This is a genomic window from Campylobacter concisus, assembly GCF_002165785.1.
GTDB classification, from domain to species: Bacteria; Campylobacterota; Campylobacteria; order Campylobacterales; family Campylobacteraceae; genus Campylobacter_A; species Campylobacter_A concisus_W.
On the sequence record NZ_NDYO01000004.1, the window covers coordinates 110,403 to 132,854 of the forward strand.

Here is a 22,452-nt window from a genome sequence, read left to right on the forward strand (position 1 = left end):
AAAAAGTGTTAAGATTTTATTTTTTCACTATATTTATAATTTGCAAAAATTTTTAGTTTAAAGGAAAAAAATGAAAAAGATTATGCTAATTTCATTAGTAACAGCTTCTTTTTTAGTGGGGGCTGATATTAAATTTAATGAAGCTAACTCTAATATCACGAGAGTCTCACCACTTAGCGATAAAAATAGCGTACTTTCTTATTATGACTCGATCGCTCAGGCAAAGCTTTCAGTTGTAAATATCTCAACTACAAAAACGGTAAATAATGCTGGCATTGAGCAGATGTTTAATGACCCTTTCTTTAATGAATTTTTTGGATTTAATTTTGCAAAACCAAAAGAAAAAGAAAAAACTACTTCGCTTGGCTCTGGTGTTATTATCTCAAATGATGGATATATCGTTACAAATAACCACGTTATAGAAGATAGCGATCAAATAGTCGTAACTCTTGCAAATGGCGGCAAAGAGTATAAAGCAAAGCTAATAGGAAGTGATCCAAAAACCGATTTAGCCGTTGTAAAGATAGAAGCAAACGGACTAAATGCAATTACTTTTGCAGACTCGTCAAAACTACTTGATGCAGACGTTGTATTTGCTATAGGAAATCCATTTGGCGTTGGTGAGAGTATCACTCAAGGCATCGTCTCAGGTCTAAATAAAGATAATATAGGCCTTAATCAATATGAAAATTTTATCCAAACAGACGCCTCTATAAATCCTGGCAACTCAGGCGGTGCTTTGGTTGATAGTAGGGGCTATTTAGTTGGTATAAACTCGGCCATTCTTTCAAAAAGTGGCGGCAATAACGGCATTGGCTTTGCAATCCCATCAAACATGGTAAAAGACATAGCTAAAAAACTAATCGTCGATGGCAAAATAGAGCGTGGCTTTATCGGCGTTACGATCGCAAATTTAACAGATGAGCAAAAAGAGCTTTATACAAACAAAGAAGGTGCGCTAATAAGCGGTGTAGAGCAGGGTATGCCAGCAGATGAGGCTGGACTAAAAAGAGGCGATTTGGTTATATCGGCTAATGATAAAGTTATCAAAAATGCAAATGATCTTAAAAATTTCATCGGCTCACTAACTCCAAATAGCAGCGTTGATATAACTTACGAGCGATCAAATAAAATAATGAATGCAAAAATCAAGCTTGCAAACGCTGATCACAATTCAAAAGACATAGCAAAAAGCATTATCATCGAAGGACTTAGTGTTAGCAATCTAAGTGATGAGATAAGATTTAAGTATAAAATCAGTCCAGATACCCAAGGTGTGCTTGTAACTGACGTAAAAAGCGGCTCTAGGGCTGAAGATTTTGGCTTTGAAAGAGGCGATGTGATCGTGCAAGTTGGCGAAGAGAGCATAAAAGACCTTCAGACATTTTCAAATACGGTCAAAAACACAAAAGGCAAAAAGACGCTGGTGTGGGTAAATCGCGGTGGCATTATGCAAGGCCTTGTTATAAAATAACCACTTAAGAGCTGAAATTTCAGCTCTTTACTCTTTTAAATTTTTAAAATCTTAATCTGCTATAATCCTTAAAAATTAAATTTACAACAGGAAAGATCATGACTAGAATTTTAATGATAGAAGATGATATGGAACTTGCTGAAATTTTAACCGAGTATCTGGAAAATTACGATATCGAAGTGATAACTGCCGAAGAGCCATATATCGGACTATCTACGCTAAATACAAGTAAATTTGACCTGGTTATACTAGATCTTACGCTGCCTGGTATGGACGGACTAGAAGTTTGTAAAGAGATCAGGAAAAATCACAACATCCCAATTATCATATCAAGTGCAAGGCATGATATAACAGATAAGGTAAATGCGTTGGATAACGGTGCTGATGACTATTTGCCAAAGCCATATGACCCACAAGAGCTTTTGGCTCGTATCAAAAGCCATTTAAGAAGACAAAATGCAACCCCTTTAAATGAGTCAAAAAATTTAAATAAAGACTTGGTTTTAAAAGAGTTTGAGCGTGAAATTTTATTCAAAGGAAATGTGCTAAATTTAACTGCTGCAGAATACGACATCTTAAAATACCTACTTTTAAAAGAGGGTGGAGCGGTCACTAGAGAGGAACTTATCTATAACTGCGAAAGCATAAATGAAGACAGCTCAAACAAAAGTATAGATGTTATCATTGGTAGGATTCGCCAAAAACTAAATGAAAATCCAAAAGAGCCAAAATATATCCATGCGATCCGTGGTATCGGCTACAAATTGGTTCTTTGATGCCAAGATCATCTATTTTTATAACTATAACTTTTATCTTCGGGCTCGCGCTCGTTTCGATATTTCTAGCTTTTTTGTGGCTTATGGGCTTTGATAAGCAAAACTATACAAGAGAGCTAAACAACAAATACTCAAATGTTGCTAGGACAAATTTGTTTTATATGGGTGGCATCATAAATAAAACTCAGTACGACCGCCAGCTTTCAAATATCGATATGCCAGAGATCAAAGACGAGAAGAAAAAAGATGAAATTTTAAAACAAGCGACCGTTTTAGAAGAAATTTCAAGCGATCTAGGCTCAAGTGCGATCTTGCTTTATGACAAGCATCATTACTTAAGGATTGAGCATTTAGATGAGCTAAAGCTTTTAATGGATAAAGAATTTCAACCTTACAGATACGAGGTGATAAAGGCTGTCTTTCTGGTGGTTGCGGTTATTTTGCTAGGTGCTTATATTTTTGTCATCTATAAAATAAAACCGCTTAGAAAACTAAAGCGTCAGATTGTTAAATTTGCAAATGGTGAGCTTGAGGGTGTGCAAAATGTCGGCAATGGCAAGGATGAAATTTCTGAAGTTTCAGAGGCATTTTATGAGGCAGTTTGTCAGATCAAGGCACTTAATGACTCAAGGCATCTTTTTTTAAGAAATATAATGCACGAGCTAAAAACCCCTATTACAAAAGGCCTAATAGCTGCTCAAATGATAGAAAAAAGTAAAAATCAAGAGAGGCTGATCTCTGTTTTTCACAAGCTTGAAAATTTAATAAACGAACTTGCAGCGATAGAGCAGATAACATCAAAAATAGGACTTAGTAATAAAACGCCTTGTCTTATGAGAGATCTTATCGATGAAGCCATAGATATAGCAATGGTAGAAAAAGAGCATGTTGGCATTAGCGAGCTTGATGAGGTTAGGGTTCTTGTTGATTTCAAGCTATTTTCAGTTGCTATAAAAAATATGATAGATAATGGTATAAAGTACTCAACTGATAAGCATGTAAATATCGTTGTTAGCAAGGATCATATGAAATTTATAACCCAAGGTGAGAAGCTAAAAAATGATCTTGACTTTTATATCCAGCCATTTATCAAAGGAGAGGATACGCAAAAGAGTTTTGGACTAGGTTTATATATAGTTAGCAATATACTTGATGCTCATGGACTCAAATTTAGATACGAATATAAAAACGGAATGAATGTCTTTGTTTTTGAAAATTTACAAGATATAATAGTGACTTAAATAAAACATAATAAACAAAAGAGGGCTAAAAATGGCAGCAAAAATTTTCTCACCAGTTGATATTTTATCAATAATAGATCTTGAAATAGCTTTTATAAATCGTTATAAAAATGTAAAAGATTATGCAAAAAATTTATCTTTGATATATTTTTCTTTGCCAAGCACTAAAGAGTATAGTGAACTATTTGAAAAATTTTTAAGACAAACTGACGTCGTTGTAAGAGAGAATGAACATTATGTGGTCGTGCTTCATGGAACAAATGAAAGAGGAGCTAGCGAACTGTTATCGGGTATTCAAGAGTTTTTAAACGCTGAGCCAATTGATTTGATAGTAAGTTATCCAAAAGATGGAAGAAATGCTAAAGAGCTTACTACTAAGCTTCAAGATGAGATAAAAGATAATTATGGTGTATTGCTTGAAATGCTTTCAAATCAAGAAAAATTTGAAGCTTTTGAAAGTATGATTTAATATAATTTTGTGGAGTTTGTTTGGAGAATTTACTACTATTTTTTGCAGTTTTGCTTATAACTAGTATTCTTTTAAGTAAGATCTCTGATAAATTTGGAATTCCATCTTTAATAATATTTTTAGGTGTTGGTATGCTAGCTGGCTCAGATGGGCTGCTTGGCGTAAATTTTGATGATCAAGTGATCGCTCAAAATGTCGGCATGCTAGCACTTATCTTTATACTTTATGCTGGTGGACTAGATACTGATTTTGCAGCGAAAGCCGATTTTTGGTAGAGGTTTGGCTCTTGCTACACTTGGTGTTTTTTTAACCGCACTAGCTATCGCTCCAGTAGCAAAATATCTTCTTGATTTTACTTGGGCGGAGGCCTTTTTGCTAGGCTCCATTATCTCTTCGACAGATGCAGCAGCGGTATTTGCCATACTAAGAGCTAAGAAAATTTCACTTAAAAATAGAATTGCACCATTGCTTGAATTAGAATCTGGCTCAAACGATCCAATGGCGATATTTTTAACTATGACCATCATTCAAATGATCTCGCTAAATAGCACACCGACAGCATCTGAGTGGGCTATTACGCTAGTTAAGCAGTTTGGTATAGGTATCGCTATGGGCTATTTGTTTGGTGTAACTTTGCCAGCTATCTTTAATAGACTTCGCTTAAAAAGCTGGGGCCTTTATCCAGTTTTTTCTATCGCTTGGATATTGCTTTTATACACACTTTGCTTTAAAGTTGGTGGCAATGGCTACTTGGCTGTTTATATTGCTGGAATTTTCATAAACAAAAAAGAGTTTTCTCATAAGAAAAATTTAGTCGGTTTTCACGATGGTATCGCTTGGACGATGCAGATAGTTGTCTTTTTGACGCTTGGTCTTTTAGTAAATCCTTCCGAGCTTCCAGCAACGGCACTAATGGCGCTTGTTTTGGCATTATGGCTTATGTTTTTTGCAAGACCACTTGGTGTTTTTGCATCACTTGCATTTTCAAAATTTAAGATAAATGAGCAAATTTTTATCTCTTGGGTTGGACTAAGAGGCGTTGTGCCAGTGGTACTAGCTACCTATGTTTATGTCGATGGCATACGTGATGCGGATATGATTTTTAACATTATATTTTTTATGGTTTTGATTTCGATTTTGATACAGGGCATGTCGCTTGGCTTTGCAGCTGATAAATTTAAGGTCAAAGAGAGCGAGCAAGAGGATATTAAGGTAGTAGAAAACTCGCCGATCTTAAGCTACACGCTTCGCCAGCATACCATCCACTATGGCTCAAAACTAATTGGCAAAGATTTGGCTCAGCTTGAGCTTCCAACTGAGTTTTTAATAATCCTAATAAAGCGTAAAAACGAATATCAAAAGCCGACCGGCTCAACAATCTTTGAAGAAAATGACCTGCTACTGATACAATGCGAAAATCAAGTGCTTTATCAAGATACGGTTAAGTATTTGACTTATTAAATTTATACTATTTCACTAATAAAATTTTTATAAAACACATGCAGCAAAAAGCGCAACCGTATATACCTCTATAATGGGCGGTAGATTTTTAATTTGAATTTGTCTTGTAACCAAGTTTTACATTAAGGTTAAAAATGAGAAATTTTTTTACAAAAAAAGTGAGATGGGTTAATTGCAAATTTGCAGAAGCAAAGATTGATTTTATAGACTACAAAGACACTTCACTTTTAAAGTATTGCTTGTCAGAGAGATTTAAAATCATGCCAAGACGCCTAACTGGCACATCAAAAAGATACCAAGAGATGGTAGAAAAAGCGATCAAGAGAGCACGTCACGCAGCTCTCATACCTTATATAGTTGATCGCAAGGACGTAGCTTCAAATCCTTTTGAAGGTCTATAATACATAAATTTTAGACCTTACAAATGAGCTTTTAAATTCTTAAGAAAAATATATGCTCTTGCGAAATTCAGCGATAATAAAATAATAAAATTTCATCCTTTTTGGTATAATCTAAAAAACCAAAAAAGGATGAACTTCTTAAAATACACGCTTTGAAGCAAAGTGAAAATTGCAATTAAGAAAATTTGATAAGGACAAACTTGAAAATAGCGATAAATGGCACGAGTGGTTTTGTTGGCTCAAATTTGTGTGAGTTTTTAGCTTCAAAAGGGCATGAAATTTTAAAAATAAAGCGTGAGATTTATGCGGATATTTCAGCTTTGACTGAGATTTTACAAGAGTGTGATGCTCTAATAAATTTAGCTGGTGCAAACATCTCGCAAAGATGGAGTCAAAGCTATAAAAATGAGCTTTTTAATAGCCGAATTGCAAGTACGAAAAACCTTATTTTGGCACTTTCAAAGACTTCAAAAAAGCCCAAAATTTTCATCTCAACTTCGGCGGTTGGCATTTATGAGAGCGGTTTAATACACGATGAAAGTTCGCAGAATTTTAATAAAGGATTTTTGGGAAAATTGGCGGTGGCTTGGGAAAATGAAGCGTTAAAGACCAGTGAGCTTGGCGTGAAAACGGCGATTTTTAGGCTTGGCGTAGTGCTTGGCAGAGGGGTTGATGGCAAAACGGGCGGTGCTTTGGCTAAGATGTTGCCGATTTTTAAGCTAGGTCTTGGCAGCGTTTTGGCAGGCGGAAAGCAGAGCTTTTCGTGGGTGCATCTGGACGATTTGCTAAAAGCTTATGAGCTTGTGCTAAATCGTGAAATTTCAGGCATTTTTAACCTTGTTTCGCCAGAATTTGCTACCAATGAAAGCTTCACAAAGGCCCTTGCAAACACACTTAAACGCCCAGCCATTTTTAATGTCCCAAGCTTTGTTTTGCAGCTAAAATTTGGCGAAGGCTCGGCGATATTGCTTGAAGGTGCAGATGTGCGACCTGTAAATTTACTAAAACAGGGGTTTGAGTTTAAATTTGGTGATTTAAACGCTGCTTTGAGTGAAATTTTAAGCTGAGATTTTTTAAATGCTCAACAAAACTTAAGCAGATTTTCTCTTATCAATTTTAGTAGTTTCTGATATAAGTTTTCCTGTGTAGTTTTAGTATCATATTTAAATTCACATTCCTTTAAATGTAATAAGAAATTCTCTTTCCTTATCCCTTTAAATTTAGATAATCTATGTTTAGCATAACCTTTAGAATTCTGTAAAAAGCTATTTAAAAATATATTTTTACATTTAAAATGATAGTGAAGCAAATTTTATCCTTATCCCGCTCTCATTTTAAATGTAAAATACTCTCATTTCAAATGAGAGCGGATACAAGTTCAGACAAGGTATTTAAAGTTATAGTAAAATTTAAATTTCTAGCCCAGAATGAGCTAGAAATTTCTTTATTCTAAAGCTTGAGCTAGATCAGCGATCAGATCCTCTGCGTTTTCAAGGCCTATGCTAACTCTTATTAGCTCTTTTGTAATGCCAGCTTTGATGAGCTCTTCACTGCTTAGCTGTTGGTGAGTAGTTGAGGCTGGATGCGTGATGAGCGACTTTGTATCGCCGATATTTACCACTATCTTAAATAGTTTTACGCGCTCTAACATCTTTTTTGCGCGTTCAAAGCTATCAGTTTCAAAGCAAAATAACCCGCTAGCCATGCCGTCTTTAAAGTATCTTTGTGCCTTTGCGTGATCTACGTTGTCGGCAAGTCCTGGGTATGCCACGCTTTTTACATGCTTGTGAGAGTTTAGAAATTTAGCCACTTTTAGCGCATTTTGTGAATGCCTCTCAACCCTAACCGCAAGCGTTTCAAGCCCTTGTATAAGCTGCCAAGAGTTAAACGGAGATATTACAGCACCGATGTCACGCACGATAGCTAGTCTCATTCTTAGTGTGTAGATGTCAAAACGATCCGTCATATCAGCATAGACGATGTCGTGATAGCTCGCGTCTGGCACGTTAAAATGTTCATATCTCTTGTTGCCTTTTAGCTTTTCGTTTAGGTGATTTGCGCTTACGACCACACCTGCTAGGCTAAGGCCCTGACCGCTCATATATTTGCTAGCACTATGCACGCAAACATCGACGCCGTGGCGAAGTGGCTGAAAGATGATAGGCGTTGGCACGGTGTTATCGGTGATGCTAATGATGCCATATTTGTTTGAAATTTCTACGATTTTTTCTATATTTGGGATAGAAATTTGCGGATTTGAGAGCGTTTCAAAAAATATAGCCCTCGTTTTATCATCTATCAAGTCCTCCAGATCATCAGCCGTGTCGCTGTCAAAGACTCTGGCCTCTATGCCAAATCTTTTTAGTGTGTGCGTAAAAAGTACTGTCGTGCCGCCATAAATTTTTTTGGCGATGATGATGTTATCACCTGCCTGGGCTAAATTTATGATGCTGTAAAACAAAGCTGACTGACCGCTTGCAGTCGCTATCGCAGCGGCTCCGCCCTCAAGCGCAGCGACCCTCTTTTCAAAGATATCTGTCGTTGGATTGCCAAGCCTTGTGTAGATGTGGCCGCCATCTTTTAGATCGAACCTAGCAGCCGCAGTCTCGGCACTTCCAAAGTCGTAAGCCGTGCTTTGAAAAATAGGCACAGCCATCGTGCCAAAGCCCTCATGTGTGTCGTAGCCTACGTGGATCGCAGCGGTTTCTTGCCTCATTTTTGCTCCTTTTAAGGTGATTTTGGCGTAAATTATACATTAGCAAAGCCAAAATTTAGGGGATAAAATCAAATTTTGATATAATTTGCCAAAAAAAAGGAAAAATTTGAACCAAGTTACGGACAAATTTAAACGTGTAAAATATCTTCGTGCGCTAGAAAAATTTGCAAAATCAGCGATAAATGGGCTAAAAAGAGATGACTTTGACGAGGCTGAATTTCGCCAAAGAGTGGAGAAAAACGCGAAAGTCATCGAAAAAGTCGAGGCTGTCTATCTTGATCAGCCATACTCAAAGGCGCTAGAAAATTTTATAAATTTGCTTATCAAAAACGCCCCAAAAGAGGAGCTTTTAAAGGCGGCAAACCTGCTTGATAAGCTCAAAAATCAAAAGACATATAAAAAAGAAAAACATAAAAATAAATTTAAGGATGAGGATTGAAAGCAGTTATTTTTGATATGGACGGCACGGTGATCGATAGCGGCGAGGCGATATATAAAACGGTAAATGAAGTAAGAGATGAGCTAAATTTATCGCCACTTGATAGGGAATTTATCATAAAAGCGATCAACGAGCCAGGTAGAAATTTGGCCCTTGAGTTTTACGGCATCGACACTCCAAGCAAGAGTTTAAAAGAGGGCTTTGAAGAGAAATTTAAGAAATTTTACGATGAGTGTGCGACTACCTATGATGGTGTAAAAGAGCTTTTGCGAAAGTGCAGGGAGGCTCACTACAAGGTTGTTTTGGCAAGCAATGCACCACACGATACACTAGAGAAAATTTTAAAGAAAAATGAAATTTATGAGCTATTTGACGAGGTTATCGGCGCTAGCAAAGAGATACCGCAAAAGCCAGATCCTGCGATGCTTCACTTAGCTGTTAGTAAAACTAAAGCTAACAAAGCGATCTTTGTAGGAGACAGCTTAAAAGACGAGCTAGCGGCTAAAAATGCAAATATGTCTTATGTACAAGTTTGCTGGGGATTTGGCGAGGAGAGCAAAACAGCCACGTATAACGCCAAAAATGTTAGCGAGGCGTGGGAGATAATATTAAATTTCTAACTTAGTTTTAATTGGCTATAATCTTAAGAAATTTTCAAAGAAACAGCGATGATAGATATATTTGAGGGCAGTGCGAGGGATAAATTTTATGACATTTTGTTTAACGCAAATGCCGTTTTGGTTAAAAACGAGATAGATAAAATTTTTGAAAAATTTGTGGCTATGAGCGAGCTTTGCGAAAAGCATGGCATTAGCGAGGGCGAGATCAGAAATTTTATAGTCTCAGAGCAAGATAAAATTTATAACGGAGTAAATGACCTATATATCGAGCTTAGCGGAGAAATTTTAAGCCAAAATGAGTAAGATTTTCGCGCTCATTGCTTTGCTTGCCTCCATTGCTTTTGCAAAAGAGCCAAATTTTGACCCAAGTTCGGTGCATACATTTGAGCTTAAAAAAGATGAGTGGGCTAGGGTCTTTATAACTGAAAAGCGAACCCAAAGGGTTGAAACGTTTGACTTTCGTTGGACGCTATTTGATAGTACAAATATCACTGTGCAAAGCTTTTTTAGGCGCTATCCAAGGCAGATGGTCTTTTCGCTAAGACAAGGACAAAACACCTATATGCAGCGAGTTTTGCCTGATTTTACGATGCCGCCAAATGAGAGCGTAAGCCTTTATATATCATTTATTGATTTTAAGGATAAAAAGGCGCATTTTAGGGTGGCTCTGCTAGATGAGAGCAAGCGTGTGGATGTGGGTTTTAGAGATCCAGATGAGGCTAAATAGAAGGATAAAAATGGATAAAATCGATGAAATAATGGGTAAATTTATAAGCGAGCTTGGCTACAAAGGGGCGTTTGAGATGTTTTTAAAGATAAGCTCAGGCAAGAAGCTGCGCTCAAAACTTCTTTTAAAAATAGCGGGCGAGAGTGAAATTTCTCTTAAGCTTTGCGCTATCATCGAGCTCATCCACCTTGCAAGCTTACTACACGACGACGTCATAGACGAGGCAAATATAAGACGCGGCAAGCCAAGCATAAACGCGCTTTTTGGTAGTAAAAACTCGGTTATGTTGGGCGACATCCTCTACTCAAAGGCTTATTTTGAGCTTACAAAATTTGATCCAAGCATCGCAGCTATCATCTCAGATGCAGTCAGCAAGCTAAGTATCGGCGAGATGATGGATGTGAAAATGGCTGAAAATTTTAATGAAAACGAGCAAGAATATTTAAAAATGATCTACTATAAAACAGCTGTTTTGATAGAAGCCACGGCTATTTGCGGAGCAAAGCTAGCTGGCAAAGATAGCGAGAAATTTGGAATTTATGGCAAAAATTTAGGCCTTGCGTTTCAGATCGTTGATGACATATTAGACATAATTCAAGATGAGAAAACGCTTGGCAAGCCAGCACTCAATGACTTTGTCGAAGGCAAAACGACACTTCCTTACATTTATCTTTATAAGAGCTTAGACGAAGCTGGTAAGACAAAGCTTAAATCGCTTTGGTCAAAGAAGCTAAACGCGGGCGAAATTTCATGGCTAAAAGAGGAATTTGTTAAGACAAATTCGCTTCAAAAAGCAGTAAATGAAGCAAAAAGGCTTGGAAATGAAGCGATAGAATCGATAAAAGAGTATAAAAACGCCGAGCTTGAAGGGATCATAAAAAGCATGATAGATAGGGAATTTTAATGCACTATTTAGATATAAGTTTTACATATAAAAATACTGATATTTCAGTTAGAGAAAAGCTTGCATTTGATAGCGATGAGAAAAAAGAGCAAATTTTAAAACTACTAAGATCAAACAAAAGTATAAACGAATGTATGGTTTTAAACACATGCAACCGAGTCGAGATAATTGCAAGCGTTAGTGATCTAGAAAGTGCAACGACGCATGCGTTTAGATGCATGTCTGTATTTTCAGGTGTTTTTGAAGATGAGCTTTATGAGAGGGCTGATATTTATGAAGATAGCGGAGCTGTGCACCACCTCTTTGCCGTGGCAAGCTCGCTTGATAGCCTAGTCGTCGGCGAGACGCAGATCGTTGGGCAGTTAAAAAATGCTTTTAAATTTGCTTACGATAGCTCAGCTTGCGGCGAACAAATCAGTAAAATCATCCACTATGCATGTAAATGTGCTGCTAAAGTTAGAAATGAAACTCAAATTTCTAAAAACCCTATCTCTGTTTCAAGCGTTGCTGTGGCAAAAGCAAAAGAAATTTTTGGCACGCTTGAAGGCAAAACCGCTATCGTCGTAGGAGCTGGCGAAATGGGCGAGCTAGCAGCAAAACACCTAATCTCAAGTGGCGCAGAGGTGATCATCATAAACAGAAGCTCGGATCGTGTTGAGCAGCTAGTTGATAGCCTGGGTGATAACGCTAGCTGGGATAGCATTTTAAAATTAAAAGAGTATGTAAATAATTACGATCTGATATTTTCAAGCACCGCGGCCCCGCACGCTATCATCACAAACGCCATAATCGAACCAAGAGAATTTCACAGATACTTTTTTGATATTGCCGTACCAAGGGATATTGATCTTATAAATACAGAATTTATTACTGTCTATACGGTTGATAGTTTAGAGGAGATAGTAAGGAAAAATTTAGCCCTAAGAGAGGAGCAAGCACAAAAGGCTTATTCGATCGTAGGTCAAGGCACAAGCGAATTTTTAAAAATTTTAAAAGAAGATATGAGCGTTCCACTCATAAAATCGATCCGCAAGCAAGCTGAAATTTGTGCTAAAAATGAGCTAGAAAAGGCGATAAAAAAGGGTTATTTAAAACATAGCGACTTTGAGGAGGCGCAAAAGCTCATCCATCAAGTCTTTAAGGCATTTTTGCACCAGCCAACTATGAAGCTAAAAGGACTTGCAGACGAGGAGAGAGCGAGTGAGCTTTCAAATGGAGTTAAATTTTTATTTGACATACAAGATGAACAAAATTTTCAAGCAGGAGATATAGATGAAATTTAGTAAATTTTACGCCCCAACGACTAAAGAAGCACCAAAAGACGCATCTTTGCCAAGTCATCAGTTTTTGATCAGGGGTGGATTTGTCGAGCAATTTGGCTCCGGACTTTACAACTATCTGCCGCTTGGAAAGATCATGCACGATAAAATTTCACGTGTAGTAAAAGAGGAGATGGACGAGGCTGGAGCGCTAGAAGTGAGCTTTAGCGTGGTTACTTCAAGCGAGCTTTGGAAACAAAGTGGCCGCTACAACGTCTTTGGCAAGGAGCTTTTACGCTTTAAGGATAGAAAAGAAAATGACTTTGTGCTAAGTCCGACAAACGAAGAGGCAGCCGTTGCTTTGGTGCGTGGTAAGGTTACTAGCTATAAGCAGCTGCCATTAAATTTATATCAGATAAATACTAAATTTCGTGACGAGGCAAGACCACGCTTTGGCTTACTAAGAGGGCGTGAATTTACTATGAAAGATGGCTATAGCTTTCACTCGAGCAAAGAGGATCTAAAGCGTGAGTTTGACCTTATGGAGGCAACTTACAGCAAAATTTTTACCCGCTTGGGGCTAAATTTTAGAGCTGTTGAGGCTGATAGCGGAGCGATAGGAGGAAGTGGCAGTAAAGAGTTTATGGTGCTTGCAAACAATGGCGAGGACGATATACTTTGCTGCGAGGCTTGCAGATATGCTGCAAACGTCGAGGCGGCAAGACGCAAGCCAAGAGTTAGCGAGGTTGAGGCTCCAGAGGCGGATGCGGCTAAATTTAAAACGCCAGATACAAAGACTATAAAAGGTGTGGCAGAATTTTTCAAAGTTAGCGAGTTTTACTGCATAAAAGCTGTTATGAAAAAGGCGATTTTTGAGGACAAGGAAGAGGTCGTGGTCTTTTTTGTAAGGGGTGATGACGAGCTTCAAGAGATAAAGGCACAAAATGCTTGCAAGGCGCTCGAACTTGTCGATGCTAGCGAAGAAGAGATTATAAAAGCTGGGCTTGTGGCTGGATTTTGCGGGCCGGTTGGGCTAAAAGATGTGAAATTTTACATAGACAACGAGCTAAAAGGCGCAAATAATATGATATGTGGTGCCAACGAAAAGGATTACCACTTTGTTGGCGTTAGTGTTAGCGGATTTAATGAAGAGAGATTTAAAGACCTTGTAAAGGTAAAAGAGGGCGATAAATGCCCAGAGTGTGGCGGAAATTTAAAACTTAGTAAGGGCATAGAAGTCGGTCATATCTTCCAACTAGGCGATAAATATTCAGCTGCGATGAACGCGACATATCTTGATGAAAACGGCAAGGCAAAGCCATTTTTGATGGGCTGCTATGGCATTGGTATAAGCAGGCTTATCGCTGTGATGATAGAGGCTAGCCATGACGAGAAGGGCTGCATCTGGAAAAAAGAGTGTGCGCCGTTTGACGTGGAGATCATCATCTCAAATTTAAAAGATGAGGCGGGCGTGGAATTTGCATTTGAGCTTTATGAGAGCCTTAAAAAAGCTGGCATTAGCGTTATTATTGATGATAGAAACGAGAGATTTGGCGTTAAGATGAATGACTTTGAACTCATCGGCTTCCCTTATGCGCTACTTGTGGGTAAAGAATTTGCAAATGGCAAGGTTGAGTTTATCACAAGAGATGGTTTAAGTAAAGAAACGATCGACACAAATGAAGCCTTTAAAAAGATAAAAGAAAGCTTATGAGATTTTTCGCATTTTTATTTTTTTTGATAGAAGCGATATTTATCTATCTTTTTGTTGATAAATTTGGCTTTTTAAACTACTTTCTTGAGGTGCTGGTCTCTGGATTTGTTGGCATCGCACTTCTTTTTAATGCTGGATTTTCTAGTTTAAATTCGCCTCAAGTGGCGTTTAAAAGCTTTCTTGGCGGAAATTTATTTAGCCAGTTAGGGCTTAGCTTTGGCGGAATGCTTTTGTTTTTACCGGGAATTTTAACAGATATTTTTGGTATAGCCGTAGTCGTTTTTTCTTTGATATTTAAGAAAAATGCAGCGAAAAACGAGAGCTATCAGGAGTTTAAATTTCAAAATTTTAGCGAGCAGAATGCTAAAAAAGACGATGGCGAGATTATCGATGTTGAGGTCATAGAAGAGCCAAAAATAGTAAATTAGGAGAGACGATGAAAGAGATAAAAATAGCAACTAGAAAGAGTATCTTAGCGCTTTGGCAAAGCGAGTATATCAAGGCTAGGATCGAGGCGCAGCACAAGGGTGTGAAGGTCGTACTTGAGGGTATGAAGACAAAGGGCGATGTGATACTTGACACGCCACTTGCGAAGATCGGCGGTAAGGGGCTTTTTACAAAAGAGCTTGAAGATAGCATGCTAAAAGGCGAGACTGACATCGCGGTGCATAGCCTAAAGGATGTGCCAGTAGTCTTTCCAGAAGGGCTTAAACTTGTAGCGATTTGCTCACGCGAGGATACAAGAGATGCGATGATAAGTGAGAAATTTGCTAAATTTAGTGACTTACCACATGGCGCAAAGGTTGGTACAACGAGTCTGCGCCGTAAGATGCAGCTACTTATCATGAGGCCTGATCTTGAGATTATCTCGCTTCGTGGAAATGTGCAAACTAGACTTAGAAAGCTAAAAGAGGGTGAATTTGACGCAATCATTTTGGCGATGGCTGGCATAAATCGCTTAAATATCAAGGCTGAAGTGGCACATATCTACACATTTGGTTTTGACGAGATGATACCTGCAATGGGGCAGGGTGCTCTTGGGGTAGAGGCTAGAGATGAGAAGCAAATTTTAGATGAGATTTCTTTTCTAAACGACGAAAATGTAGTTATAGAAACGACTATCGAGCGTGACTTTGTAAGCGTTTTGGAGGGTGGCTGCCAGGTGCCAATAGGCATAAGTGCAAGGCTAAAAGGTGATAAAATTTCTATCGATGCGATCGTTGGTCTGCCTGATGGAAGCGAGTTTATAAAAGATAGCTTAAAGGTTAGCAAAGATAAATTTCAAAGCGTTGGCAAGGAGCTAGCTCATAAATTTATAGAAAAAGGGGCGAAAGAACTTCTAAAACGCGCTGAAGAGATGGCTTAGAGTGTGTTTGAGCTAAAATTTAAAGCAAAAGCCCTAACCGCTACTAAAAATAGCAAAGACAACTACTATATGATCGGTCTTGCAGACGACAAATACGACTACAAAAACTACATAATCTTTCAAAGACCGATCAAGCTCAAAAAAGATGACGACGAAAACGCCGACATAAACGGCATATACGCAGAGTGCAACGGCGACGTTTGCTATAACGCTTGCAAAAGGGTGAAGATCACTGATAAGAGCATCATTTTTGAGGTGCAAGATAGCGTTATTAGCGTTGATATAGAGGATGTAAAGCTTAATGAGCGTTTTATGAAATATAGCAAAGAGATATTTGGCAAACTGCTAAAATGTAGCATATCGAAGTAATTAAAAAAAATTACTGCCGTTTTCAAAACTGTGATGCCATCTAGTGTTTAACCTAACAAAAAATTTGTGATGAATTACTTTGGAAAAGACGTAAGTATGCTGGCCATGTGTGGCTGTGCGTTGAACACTAGTTTGCGCACATTCGACAATGGAGTATAAATTTAGAGTACTTGCGTCTATTTAAACGGCGAGGAAATATCGCAAAGGTGGCTCCGAGATAGCGATCAAATACTCTGATAACTATTGATAAGTGTGATAAATAATAGGCATCCGCTTTGCTTAGCCTTTTTCAGCTATTTTTGGCTAAAATCGCCCAAAAATCAAAAAGGCGAAATATGGACTACATCAAGCTTTTAAAAGAAAATAATCTACTTTGTGTTATCGATGAGCCAACAGATATTGATCTTGAGATCGCGCATGCAAGCTATATCGAGGTCAAGCGTGAGGGCTCGCAAGCGTTACTTTTTAAAAACCCAGTTTGCAAAAAAACTGGGCGTAAATTTGCCCCAGTGCTTACAAATATCTATGGCTCAAAACGCGCGCTTGAGCTTATCTTTGGGCTAAAGCCTGATGAGATAGCAGAAGAGATAGAAAAGCTTTTAAAACCCAAAAAACCTCGTAATTTCAAAGAAAAGCTTGATTTTTTAGCCTATCTTTTTAGCATGAGAAAAATTTTTACTAAGAGATTAAAAGGTGAGGGTGAGTGCCAGCAGGTGAAATTTATAGGTGAGGATGCTGATTTGCTATCACTCCCAGCACTAAAAACATGGCCGCATGATGGTGGCGCTTTTATTACGATGGGGCAGGTTTATACGCAAAGCTTGGATGGAAATTTGCAAAATTTAGGCATGTACCGCCTACAAATTTATGACAAAAACCACCTTGGCATGCACTGGCAGATCCACAAAGACGGTGCAAATTTCTTTCACGAGTACAAGCGTGCAGGCAAAAAAATGCCAGTTTCAGTAGCCATTGGCGGTGATCCGCTTTATATTTGGTGTGGGCAAGCACCGCTTCCAAAGGGAGTTTTTGAACTTTTGCTTTATGGTTTTATCCGCAAAGAGCCAGCCAAACTTGTAAAATCCTTAACGAATGAAATTTGCGTCCCGCACGATGCAGACTACGTGATAGAGGGTTTCGTGGATACTACTAAGAGCGAACTCGAGGGGCCATTTGGCGATCACACTGGCTTTTATACACCTATCGAGCCTTTTCCGGTGATGGATGTAACGGCGATAACTAGTAAGCGTGAGCCGATATTTCACGCGACTGTGGTTGGAAAGCCACCACTTGAGGATAAATATATGGGCTGGGCGACTGAGCGGGTTTTTTTGCCGCTTTTGCGAACGACCGTGCCTGAACTACTGGACTACAATATGCCTGAAAATGGCGTTTTTCACAACCTAATCTTAGCCAAGATAAATACGCTCTATCCAGCTCATGCAAAGCAGGCTATGCACGCATTTTGGGGCGTTGGACAGATGAGTTTTGTAAAACATGCCATTTTTGTTGGAGCTGATGCGCCTGAGCTTAAAGACTATGATGAATTTACTAGCTTTGTTTTAAATTATTTTGGTAGCCAAAGTGTGCTAATAAGCCAAGGTGTGTGCGATCAGCTTGATCATGCTAGTCCAAATTCGTGTTTTGGTGGCAAACTCGGCGTAGATGCGACGCAAAACTTTTGTAAATTTAGCCCTGTGGTTTTAAGCGACAGCGAGCTTTTGGCTAAATTTCAAAGCGTTACTCCAAATGTAAAAGAGCTTAGGCAGTTTAAAACGGATACCAAAACGCCTATTTGTGTAGTGAAATTTGAAAAAGACTGTGCGGTAAAAGAGCTTTTTGACAAGCTTTTGACATTTAGAGAATTTTTCAAACTCCTTATCGTTGTAGATATGCAAAATCACCTTGAAAACCCATATATGCTACTTTGGCGTGTGACAAATAATATCGATGCCTTGCGTGATATCTACATCGAGGGCGAAAATTTCTGCGTAGATGCCACTAGTAAAGATGAGCGTGAGGGATATACGAGAGATTGGCCGTTACAAACGGATTGTGACCGCGAAGTAGTTGTTGATCTAATTAAGCGCGGTATCGTAAAAGATGAGCCAGAGTTATTTAAAAAATTTGAAATATTTGGTTAGCTTTGAGGTACTCAAGTAAATTTATAAATTTTGCTTTTTGCTGCGGATTTGAAATTTTTAATAAGACTTACTTAATCAAACGCTAGTGTTTTTATGCTAATTTAAAAATAGCTTTTAGACTGGGTCTAAAAGCTTAATTTGTTTTTAGCTCTCTTTTAAGAGCTTGCTTGCGAGCATATCGGCTTTTGCTTTATCTGTATCTTTTTTTACGGATTTATAAATTTTAGATATATAATTTTCCAAAACTTCATGGCAAGATATTACTTTTTCATTTTTACTTCTTGCTACTTTTACGTATTCACCGCTATTTTGTAGCTCAAAAGCTAGGTCATTATCGCTTAGCTGAAGCTCTAAAATTTCAAGCAACCTCTCTTGAAGCCTTGGCTCAAAAATAGGCGTCATAAGCTCCAAGCGACGCTCTAGATTTCTTGGCATCCAGTCAGCACTTGAGATGTAAATTTTTGGATTGGCGTGCTTGAAATATAAAATTCTAGCATGCTCTAAGTATTTGCCGATTATTGAGCGAACTTTTATATTTTCGCTTTTGCCTTTTATGCCAGGCCTTAGTCCGCACACACCACGAACTATAAGATCGATCTTCACGCCTGCGTTTGATGCGCGGCTAAGCTCATTTATCACATCTTCGTCGATTAGCGCATTCATTTTGGCGATGATCCTACCCTCGCTGCCTTTGCTAGCTTCCACTCTTATCTTTTCGATAATGCGCTCTTTTATCTGAAAAGGCGACATGCTAAGAGCGTTTAGACGGCGATTTTTATTATATCCTGAGAGGATATGAAAAAACGAAGTCGTATCTTGGCTAAATTCTTCTTTACTCGTAAATAGACTAACATCAGTATAAATTTTAGCCGAACTGCCGTTGTAGTTGCCTGTACCAAAGTGCATATAAAATTTAAGCTTATCGCCGATTTGGCGGATGACCTGGCTAACTTTTGCATGCACCTTAAAGCCTGTGATGCCATATATCACGTGCGCACCTGCGTCTTCAAGTGCCTTTGCCCAGTGCAAGTTATTTTCCTCGTCAAACCTTGCCTTTAGCTCAACCATCACGGTTACTTGCTTGCCGTCACTTGCGGCGTCTATTAGACTTTGAATTATTGGTGAGCTTTTATCGACTCTATAAAGTGTCATTCGAATAGATATGACTTTTGGATCTTTACTAGCTTCTTTTATAAAGCTTACAACTGGATCAAAACTCTCAAATGGATGCACTAAGAGCACATCTTCTTTATCTATGGCGTCAAATACAGATATGCCATTACCAAATGGTGGTAGTGTCTTTGGAACGTAAGGTGTATTTGCTAGGTGGGTAAAATTTTTACTTCCAGCTATCTCCCAAAGCGAGCTAAGAGTGAGTGGAATGCTTGAAAAATAGACATCTTTATGAAAAATTTTCATATGAAAATTTAAGAATTCCAAGATATCAGCATCTACGTTTTTATCGATTTGCATACGAACAAAAGCTCCTTTTCTGCGAAGCTTTAGCCCTTGCTCAAGTATCATCATAAAATCATCTGCTTCTTCTTCTTCGATGACGATATCAGCATTTCTTGTCACTCTAAAAGCAGCCGAGCTAAGTAGCTTATACCCTGGAAAAATTTCTTCTGCGTGGCGGTGTACGATCATTTCAATCGGCACAAAAACATTACTACTTGGCTGTGTAAAACGTGGCAAGACTCTTGAAATTCTTATCATGCCGTATTTTAAAATTTCTGGATGCTCAATATCAGCAAGCTTAACGGCAAGAGAGAAGCTAAGGTTGTTTAGATGCGGAAATGGATGAGTCGCATCAACAGCGATAGGAACGATGACTGGCAAGATATTTGAGAAAAAGTATTCGTCGCACTTTTGTTTCAAACTATCATCAAGCTCGTCATAATTTTTTATAAAAAGTCCCTCTTTACTAAGAGCATTTACTGTCTTTTTATAGTGATCTTCTACTAAATTTTGCTCATTTTGTAAATATTTTCTAATCTCTCTTAGCTGATCAAGTGGGCTCATACCATCGCCACTGCTTGTAGTAGCTCCAGCTGCAAAAAGCTGCTTTAAGCCAGCAACTCTGATCATATAAAACTCGTCTAGATTTGTCATATAAATGGCTATAAATTTTAGCTTTTCAAGTAAAGGAATTTCCTTTTCACACTGAGCGAGCACCCTTGAATTAAAGCGTAGCCAGCTTAGTTCTCGGTTTATAAAAAGAGTTTCATTTTCGCTCATCATCTTCTCCTTGTGCGTTTTTGAGTTATTTTATGATATGTGCGGTTATAAAGTTCTTACTTTATTTAAAATTTTGGTTACAATAGGCCAAAACTTAAATTTAAAGGCTTGTTATGTCTGATTATGTGATATTAGTTGGTATCTTTTTAGTGGCAGTCGTTGTTTTTGCGCTTATTAAAAAGATATCATTTTAGCTTTTAAATTTCTCCCACCACAAATAAGCAAAGATAAGCCCAAAGCCCTTGACTTTGCTCTCGTCAAAGGCAAATTTCATCATATCTTCTCGTTTTATGAAAACAAGCTCGATATCTTCGCCGTCGACGCCACCACCAGAATTTACCTTCATGCTCTCATCGATCTTTGCGTAAAACATAGTTTGTGTGTTGCCTCCAAAGCCAAAAGCACCGTACGTCATCGTGATACGCTCTATCTTTTTTAGCTCATAGCCTACTTCTTCGATCGCTTCTTCTCTGGCTGTTTGCTCTTCGCTAAGTCCTTTATCCATAAGTCCTGCGCAAAGCTCGTAAGTAAAGCCTTGCTCATTTGTTTTGATGCCTTCTTTTTCTTGTGAGTACCAAACAGCCGGGCGAAACTGCTTTACAAACAAAAAGGCATCTTTTTGCTCGTGATATAAAAAAATACTAACACTATTCATCACTTTTACGCAGTCCCAATCTCTTTGGACACCATTTTGCATAAATTTCATCTTAAATGGCTTTAGATATTTTGACTCACCAAGAGGCAGAATTTCTAAATTAGTTATAGTAGTATCCATTTTGCAAGTCCTAAAAAGCTAAAAAATCCTATCGCATCAGTAAAAGTAGTAAGAATGACGGCTGAGCCGACTGCAGGATCTATGTTAAAGCGCCTTAGCGTTAAAGGTATGATCGTGCCAAAAAAGCCAGCAAAGAATAAATTCGTAACCATGCTAAGCCCGATAACAACGCCAAGCATACCTTTGTCAAACCAAACAGAGGCGATTATGCCCATTACCACACCAAAGATTAGTCCATTTATGAGTGAAATACTAACCTCACGTTTTAGAACATTTTTGGCATCTTTAAACTCGATCTCACCAAGTGCTAGACGACGAACCGTAACGGCAAGCGCTTGTGTGCCGGTATTTCCGCCCATTGATGCAACTATTGGCATTAAAACAGCAAGAGCGACGTAGGCTGCGATTGTCTCATCAAAAAGTCCGATTATGGATGAGCTAAAAAGAGCTGTTAGTAAATTTACACCAAGCCAAACCGCACGACCACGACCTGCTTTAAATAGCGTATCATCCTCTTCTGACTCGTCATCAACGCCGGCTAGGTTATAAATTTGCTCAGTTGCACTCTCTTGAATGTAGTCGTGAATATCATCAGACGTGATACGACCTAGTAAAATTCCAGTGCTACTAGTAACTGCAATAACGTTTAGATCGTACTCTTGAAACATATCAGCGACATTTTGCATAAGGTCCATATCATTTGCAACATGTGGCTTGTAGTGATCGATCTGTGCTGACTCGATATTTTGCTTTAGTGTCTTTGTAAAATCAAAAAGTATAAGATCTTCAAGTGGGATAGCGTATTGTAAAACGCCATTTTTATCGATGATAAAAAGCTGAGAGATATTTTCTAGCTTGCCTTCTTGCTTTTCTCGTCTAAGTCTTGCTACTGCATTGCCAAGCTTTTCTTCAAGATGAGCCGAAAAAAGCTCTGTTTGCATGTGAGCACCAGCTCTATCTTCTTCGTAGCTTCTAAGTCTTAAAATTTCATTTTGGTTTTCTCTATCAAGCTCGTTAAAAAGCTCTCTAGCTTTATCCTCGTCAATGTCCTCGATGTATTGAAGCAAGTCAGTCGCATCATCACTCTCTAGTTCTTCAAGTGCCTCTACTATCTTTTCAGCTGGAAGTTGTTCGATCACATCTTTTAGCATGTGATCAGGTAATTCGATAGCAACGTCGCCTAAAATTTCAGGGTCTAGCTTCTCAAGATAGTTAGCAAAAAGCTCTTCGTCATGTTTTTTAAGTGTTTTTAGGTGTTGGGCTAGCTCATAAGGTGAGAGTTCATTGTCTTCTAAATTTTCATCCAAATGCTGATCTATCAGCTCTTTTGCTTCATCTAGTTCTTGATTCAAAATTTGC

At 38.3% G+C, this 22,452-nt stretch carries 20 protein-coding genes and 3 pseudogenes; 18 read left to right on the forward strand and 5 right to left on the reverse strand.

Annotated elements, in window-relative coordinates:
• Positions 1-70: 70 nt before the first annotated feature.
• The 7 genes and pseudogenes from B9N62_RS03200 to B9N62_RS03230 all read left to right on the forward strand — a co-directional run bounded on the left by B9N62_RS03200 (position 71) and on the right by B9N62_RS03230 (position 6,889).
• Positions 71-1,474, forward strand: a complete 1,404-nt coding sequence (locus tag B9N62_RS03200; RefSeq protein ID WP_087584345.1) for a Do family serine endopeptidase — start codon at positions 71-73, stop codon at positions 1,472-1,474.
• Positions 1,475-1,572: 98 nt separating this feature from the next.
• Positions 1,573-2,250, forward strand: coding sequence for a response regulator transcription factor (locus tag B9N62_RS03205; RefSeq protein WP_087584346.1), 678 nt, complete (start codon positions 1,573-1,575; stop codon positions 2,248-2,250).
• Positions 2,250-3,491: an ArsS family sensor histidine kinase gene (locus B9N62_RS03210; RefSeq protein WP_087584347.1), complete on the forward strand. Its 1,242-nt coding sequence runs from the start codon at positions 2,250-2,252 to the stop codon at positions 3,489-3,491. Before B9N62_RS03205 ends, B9N62_RS03210 begins: the two co-directional genes overlap by 1 nt.
• A 31-nt stretch (positions 3,492-3,522) precedes the next feature.
• On the forward strand, positions 3,523-3,960 hold the full coding sequence (locus tag B9N62_RS03215) for a hypothetical protein (RefSeq protein WP_021090991.1): 438 nt from the start codon (positions 3,523-3,525) through the stop codon (positions 3,958-3,960).
• A 20-nt stretch (positions 3,961-3,980) separates the two neighbouring features.
• Positions 3,981-5,421: pseudogene (locus B9N62_RS03220) on the forward strand (potassium/proton antiporter).
• A 134-nt stretch (positions 5,422-5,555) separates the two neighbouring features.
• Positions 5,556-5,822 carry a 30S ribosomal protein S18 gene (rpsR, locus tag B9N62_RS03225; protein ID WP_087584348.1) on the forward strand — a complete coding sequence of 89 codons (267 nt, stop codon included), beginning with the start codon at positions 5,556-5,558 and terminating at the stop codon, positions 5,820-5,822.
• A 200-nt stretch (positions 5,823-6,022) separates the two neighbouring features.
• A complete protein-coding gene (locus B9N62_RS03230; RefSeq protein WP_087584349.1) occupies positions 6,023-6,889 on the forward strand; it encodes a TIGR01777 family oxidoreductase in 867 nt (288 codons plus the stop codon).
• 14 nt (positions 6,890-6,903) lie between these two features.
• Here B9N62_RS03230 and B9N62_RS10725 read toward each other — a convergent pair.
• Together B9N62_RS10725 and B9N62_RS03240 are read right to left on the reverse strand one after the other, a co-directional pair.
• Positions 6,904-7,125: pseudogene (locus tag B9N62_RS10725) on the reverse strand (IS1595 family transposase); the annotation flags it as partial.
• Between the two features lie 141 nt (positions 7,126-7,266).
• Complete coding sequence (locus B9N62_RS03240; protein ID WP_087584350.1) at positions 7,267-8,538, reverse strand: O-acetylhomoserine aminocarboxypropyltransferase/cysteine synthase family protein; 1,272 nt, start codon at positions 8,536-8,538, stop codon at positions 7,267-7,269.
• 106 nt (positions 8,539-8,644) lie between these two features.
• Here B9N62_RS03240 and B9N62_RS03245 point away from each other — a divergent pair, with 106 nt between their 5' ends.
• From B9N62_RS03245 to B9N62_RS03295, 11 genes are all read left to right on the forward strand, one after another.
• Positions 8,645-8,977 (forward strand): hypothetical protein, encoded by a 333-nt coding sequence (locus tag B9N62_RS03245; protein ID WP_072594946.1) that lies wholly within the window; start codon positions 8,645-8,647, stop codon positions 8,975-8,977.
• The gene (locus B9N62_RS03250) at positions 8,974-9,597 is read left to right on the forward strand and encodes an HAD family hydrolase (protein ID WP_087584351.1); all 624 of its coding nucleotides are present in this window, start codon (positions 8,974-8,976) and stop codon (positions 9,595-9,597) included. The genes B9N62_RS03245 and B9N62_RS03250 overlap by 4 nt, the downstream gene beginning before the upstream one ends.
• Positions 9,598-9,645: 48 nt before the next feature.
• Complete coding sequence (locus tag B9N62_RS03255) at positions 9,646-9,900, forward strand: DUF2018 family protein (protein WP_087578691.1); 255 nt, start codon at positions 9,646-9,648, stop codon at positions 9,898-9,900.
• Entirely contained in the window at positions 9,893-10,324 is a 432-nt protein-coding gene (locus tag B9N62_RS03260; RefSeq protein ID WP_087584352.1) for a hypothetical protein, read from the forward strand. The genes B9N62_RS03255 and B9N62_RS03260 overlap by 8 nt, the downstream gene beginning before the upstream one ends.
• Positions 10,325-10,334: 10 nt before the next feature.
• Positions 10,335-11,228 carry a polyprenyl synthetase family protein gene (locus B9N62_RS03265; RefSeq protein WP_087584353.1) on the forward strand — a complete coding sequence of 298 codons (894 nt, stop codon included), beginning with the start codon at positions 10,335-10,337 and terminating at the stop codon, positions 11,226-11,228.
• Complete coding sequence (gene hemA, locus B9N62_RS03270) at positions 11,228-12,511, forward strand: glutamyl-tRNA reductase (RefSeq protein ID WP_087584354.1); 1,284 nt, start codon at positions 11,228-11,230, stop codon at positions 12,509-12,511. The genes B9N62_RS03265 and hemA overlap by 1 nt, the downstream gene beginning before the upstream one ends.
• Positions 12,501-14,201 carry a proline--tRNA ligase gene (locus B9N62_RS03275; RefSeq protein ID WP_087584355.1) on the forward strand — a complete coding sequence of 567 codons (1,701 nt, stop codon included), beginning with the start codon at positions 12,501-12,503 and terminating at the stop codon, positions 14,199-14,201. Before hemA ends, B9N62_RS03275 begins: the two co-directional genes overlap by 11 nt.
• Positions 14,198-14,629 (forward strand): FxsA family protein, encoded by a 432-nt coding sequence (locus B9N62_RS03280; protein WP_087584356.1) that lies wholly within the window; start codon positions 14,198-14,200, stop codon positions 14,627-14,629. The genes B9N62_RS03275 and B9N62_RS03280 overlap by 4 nt, the downstream gene beginning before the upstream one ends.
• Positions 14,630-14,637: 8 nt before the next feature.
• Positions 14,638-15,567 (forward strand): hydroxymethylbilane synthase, encoded by a 930-nt coding sequence (gene hemC, locus B9N62_RS03285; RefSeq protein ID WP_087584357.1) that lies wholly within the window; start codon positions 14,638-14,640, stop codon positions 15,565-15,567.
• A gap of 3 nt (positions 15,568-15,570) precedes the next feature.
• Entirely contained in the window at positions 15,571-15,936 is a 366-nt protein-coding gene (locus B9N62_RS03290; RefSeq protein ID WP_087584358.1) for an Imm10 family immunity protein, read from the forward strand.
• Between the two features lie 335 nt (positions 15,937-16,271).
• A complete protein-coding gene (locus tag B9N62_RS03295) occupies positions 16,272-18,080 on the forward strand; it encodes a menaquinone biosynthesis decarboxylase (protein WP_087584480.1) in 1,809 nt (602 codons plus the stop codon).
• Between the two features lie 144 nt (positions 18,081-18,224).
• Here B9N62_RS03295 and B9N62_RS03300 read toward each other — a convergent pair.
• The 3 genes and pseudogenes from B9N62_RS03300 to mgtE all read right to left on the reverse strand — a co-directional run.
• A pseudogene (locus B9N62_RS03300) lies at positions 18,225-20,330 on the reverse strand (RNA degradosome polyphosphate kinase); the annotation flags it as partial.
• Between the two features lie 178 nt (positions 20,331-20,508).
• Entirely contained in the window at positions 20,509-21,093 is a 585-nt protein-coding gene (locus B9N62_RS03305) for an NUDIX domain-containing protein (RefSeq protein WP_087584360.1), read from the reverse strand.
• Positions 21,078-22,445 (reverse strand): magnesium transporter, encoded by a 1,368-nt coding sequence (gene mgtE / locus B9N62_RS03310; RefSeq protein WP_087584361.1) that lies wholly within the window; start codon positions 22,443-22,445, stop codon positions 21,078-21,080. The genes B9N62_RS03305 and mgtE overlap by 16 nt, the downstream gene beginning before the upstream one ends.
• Positions 22,446-22,452 lie beyond the last annotated feature (7 nt).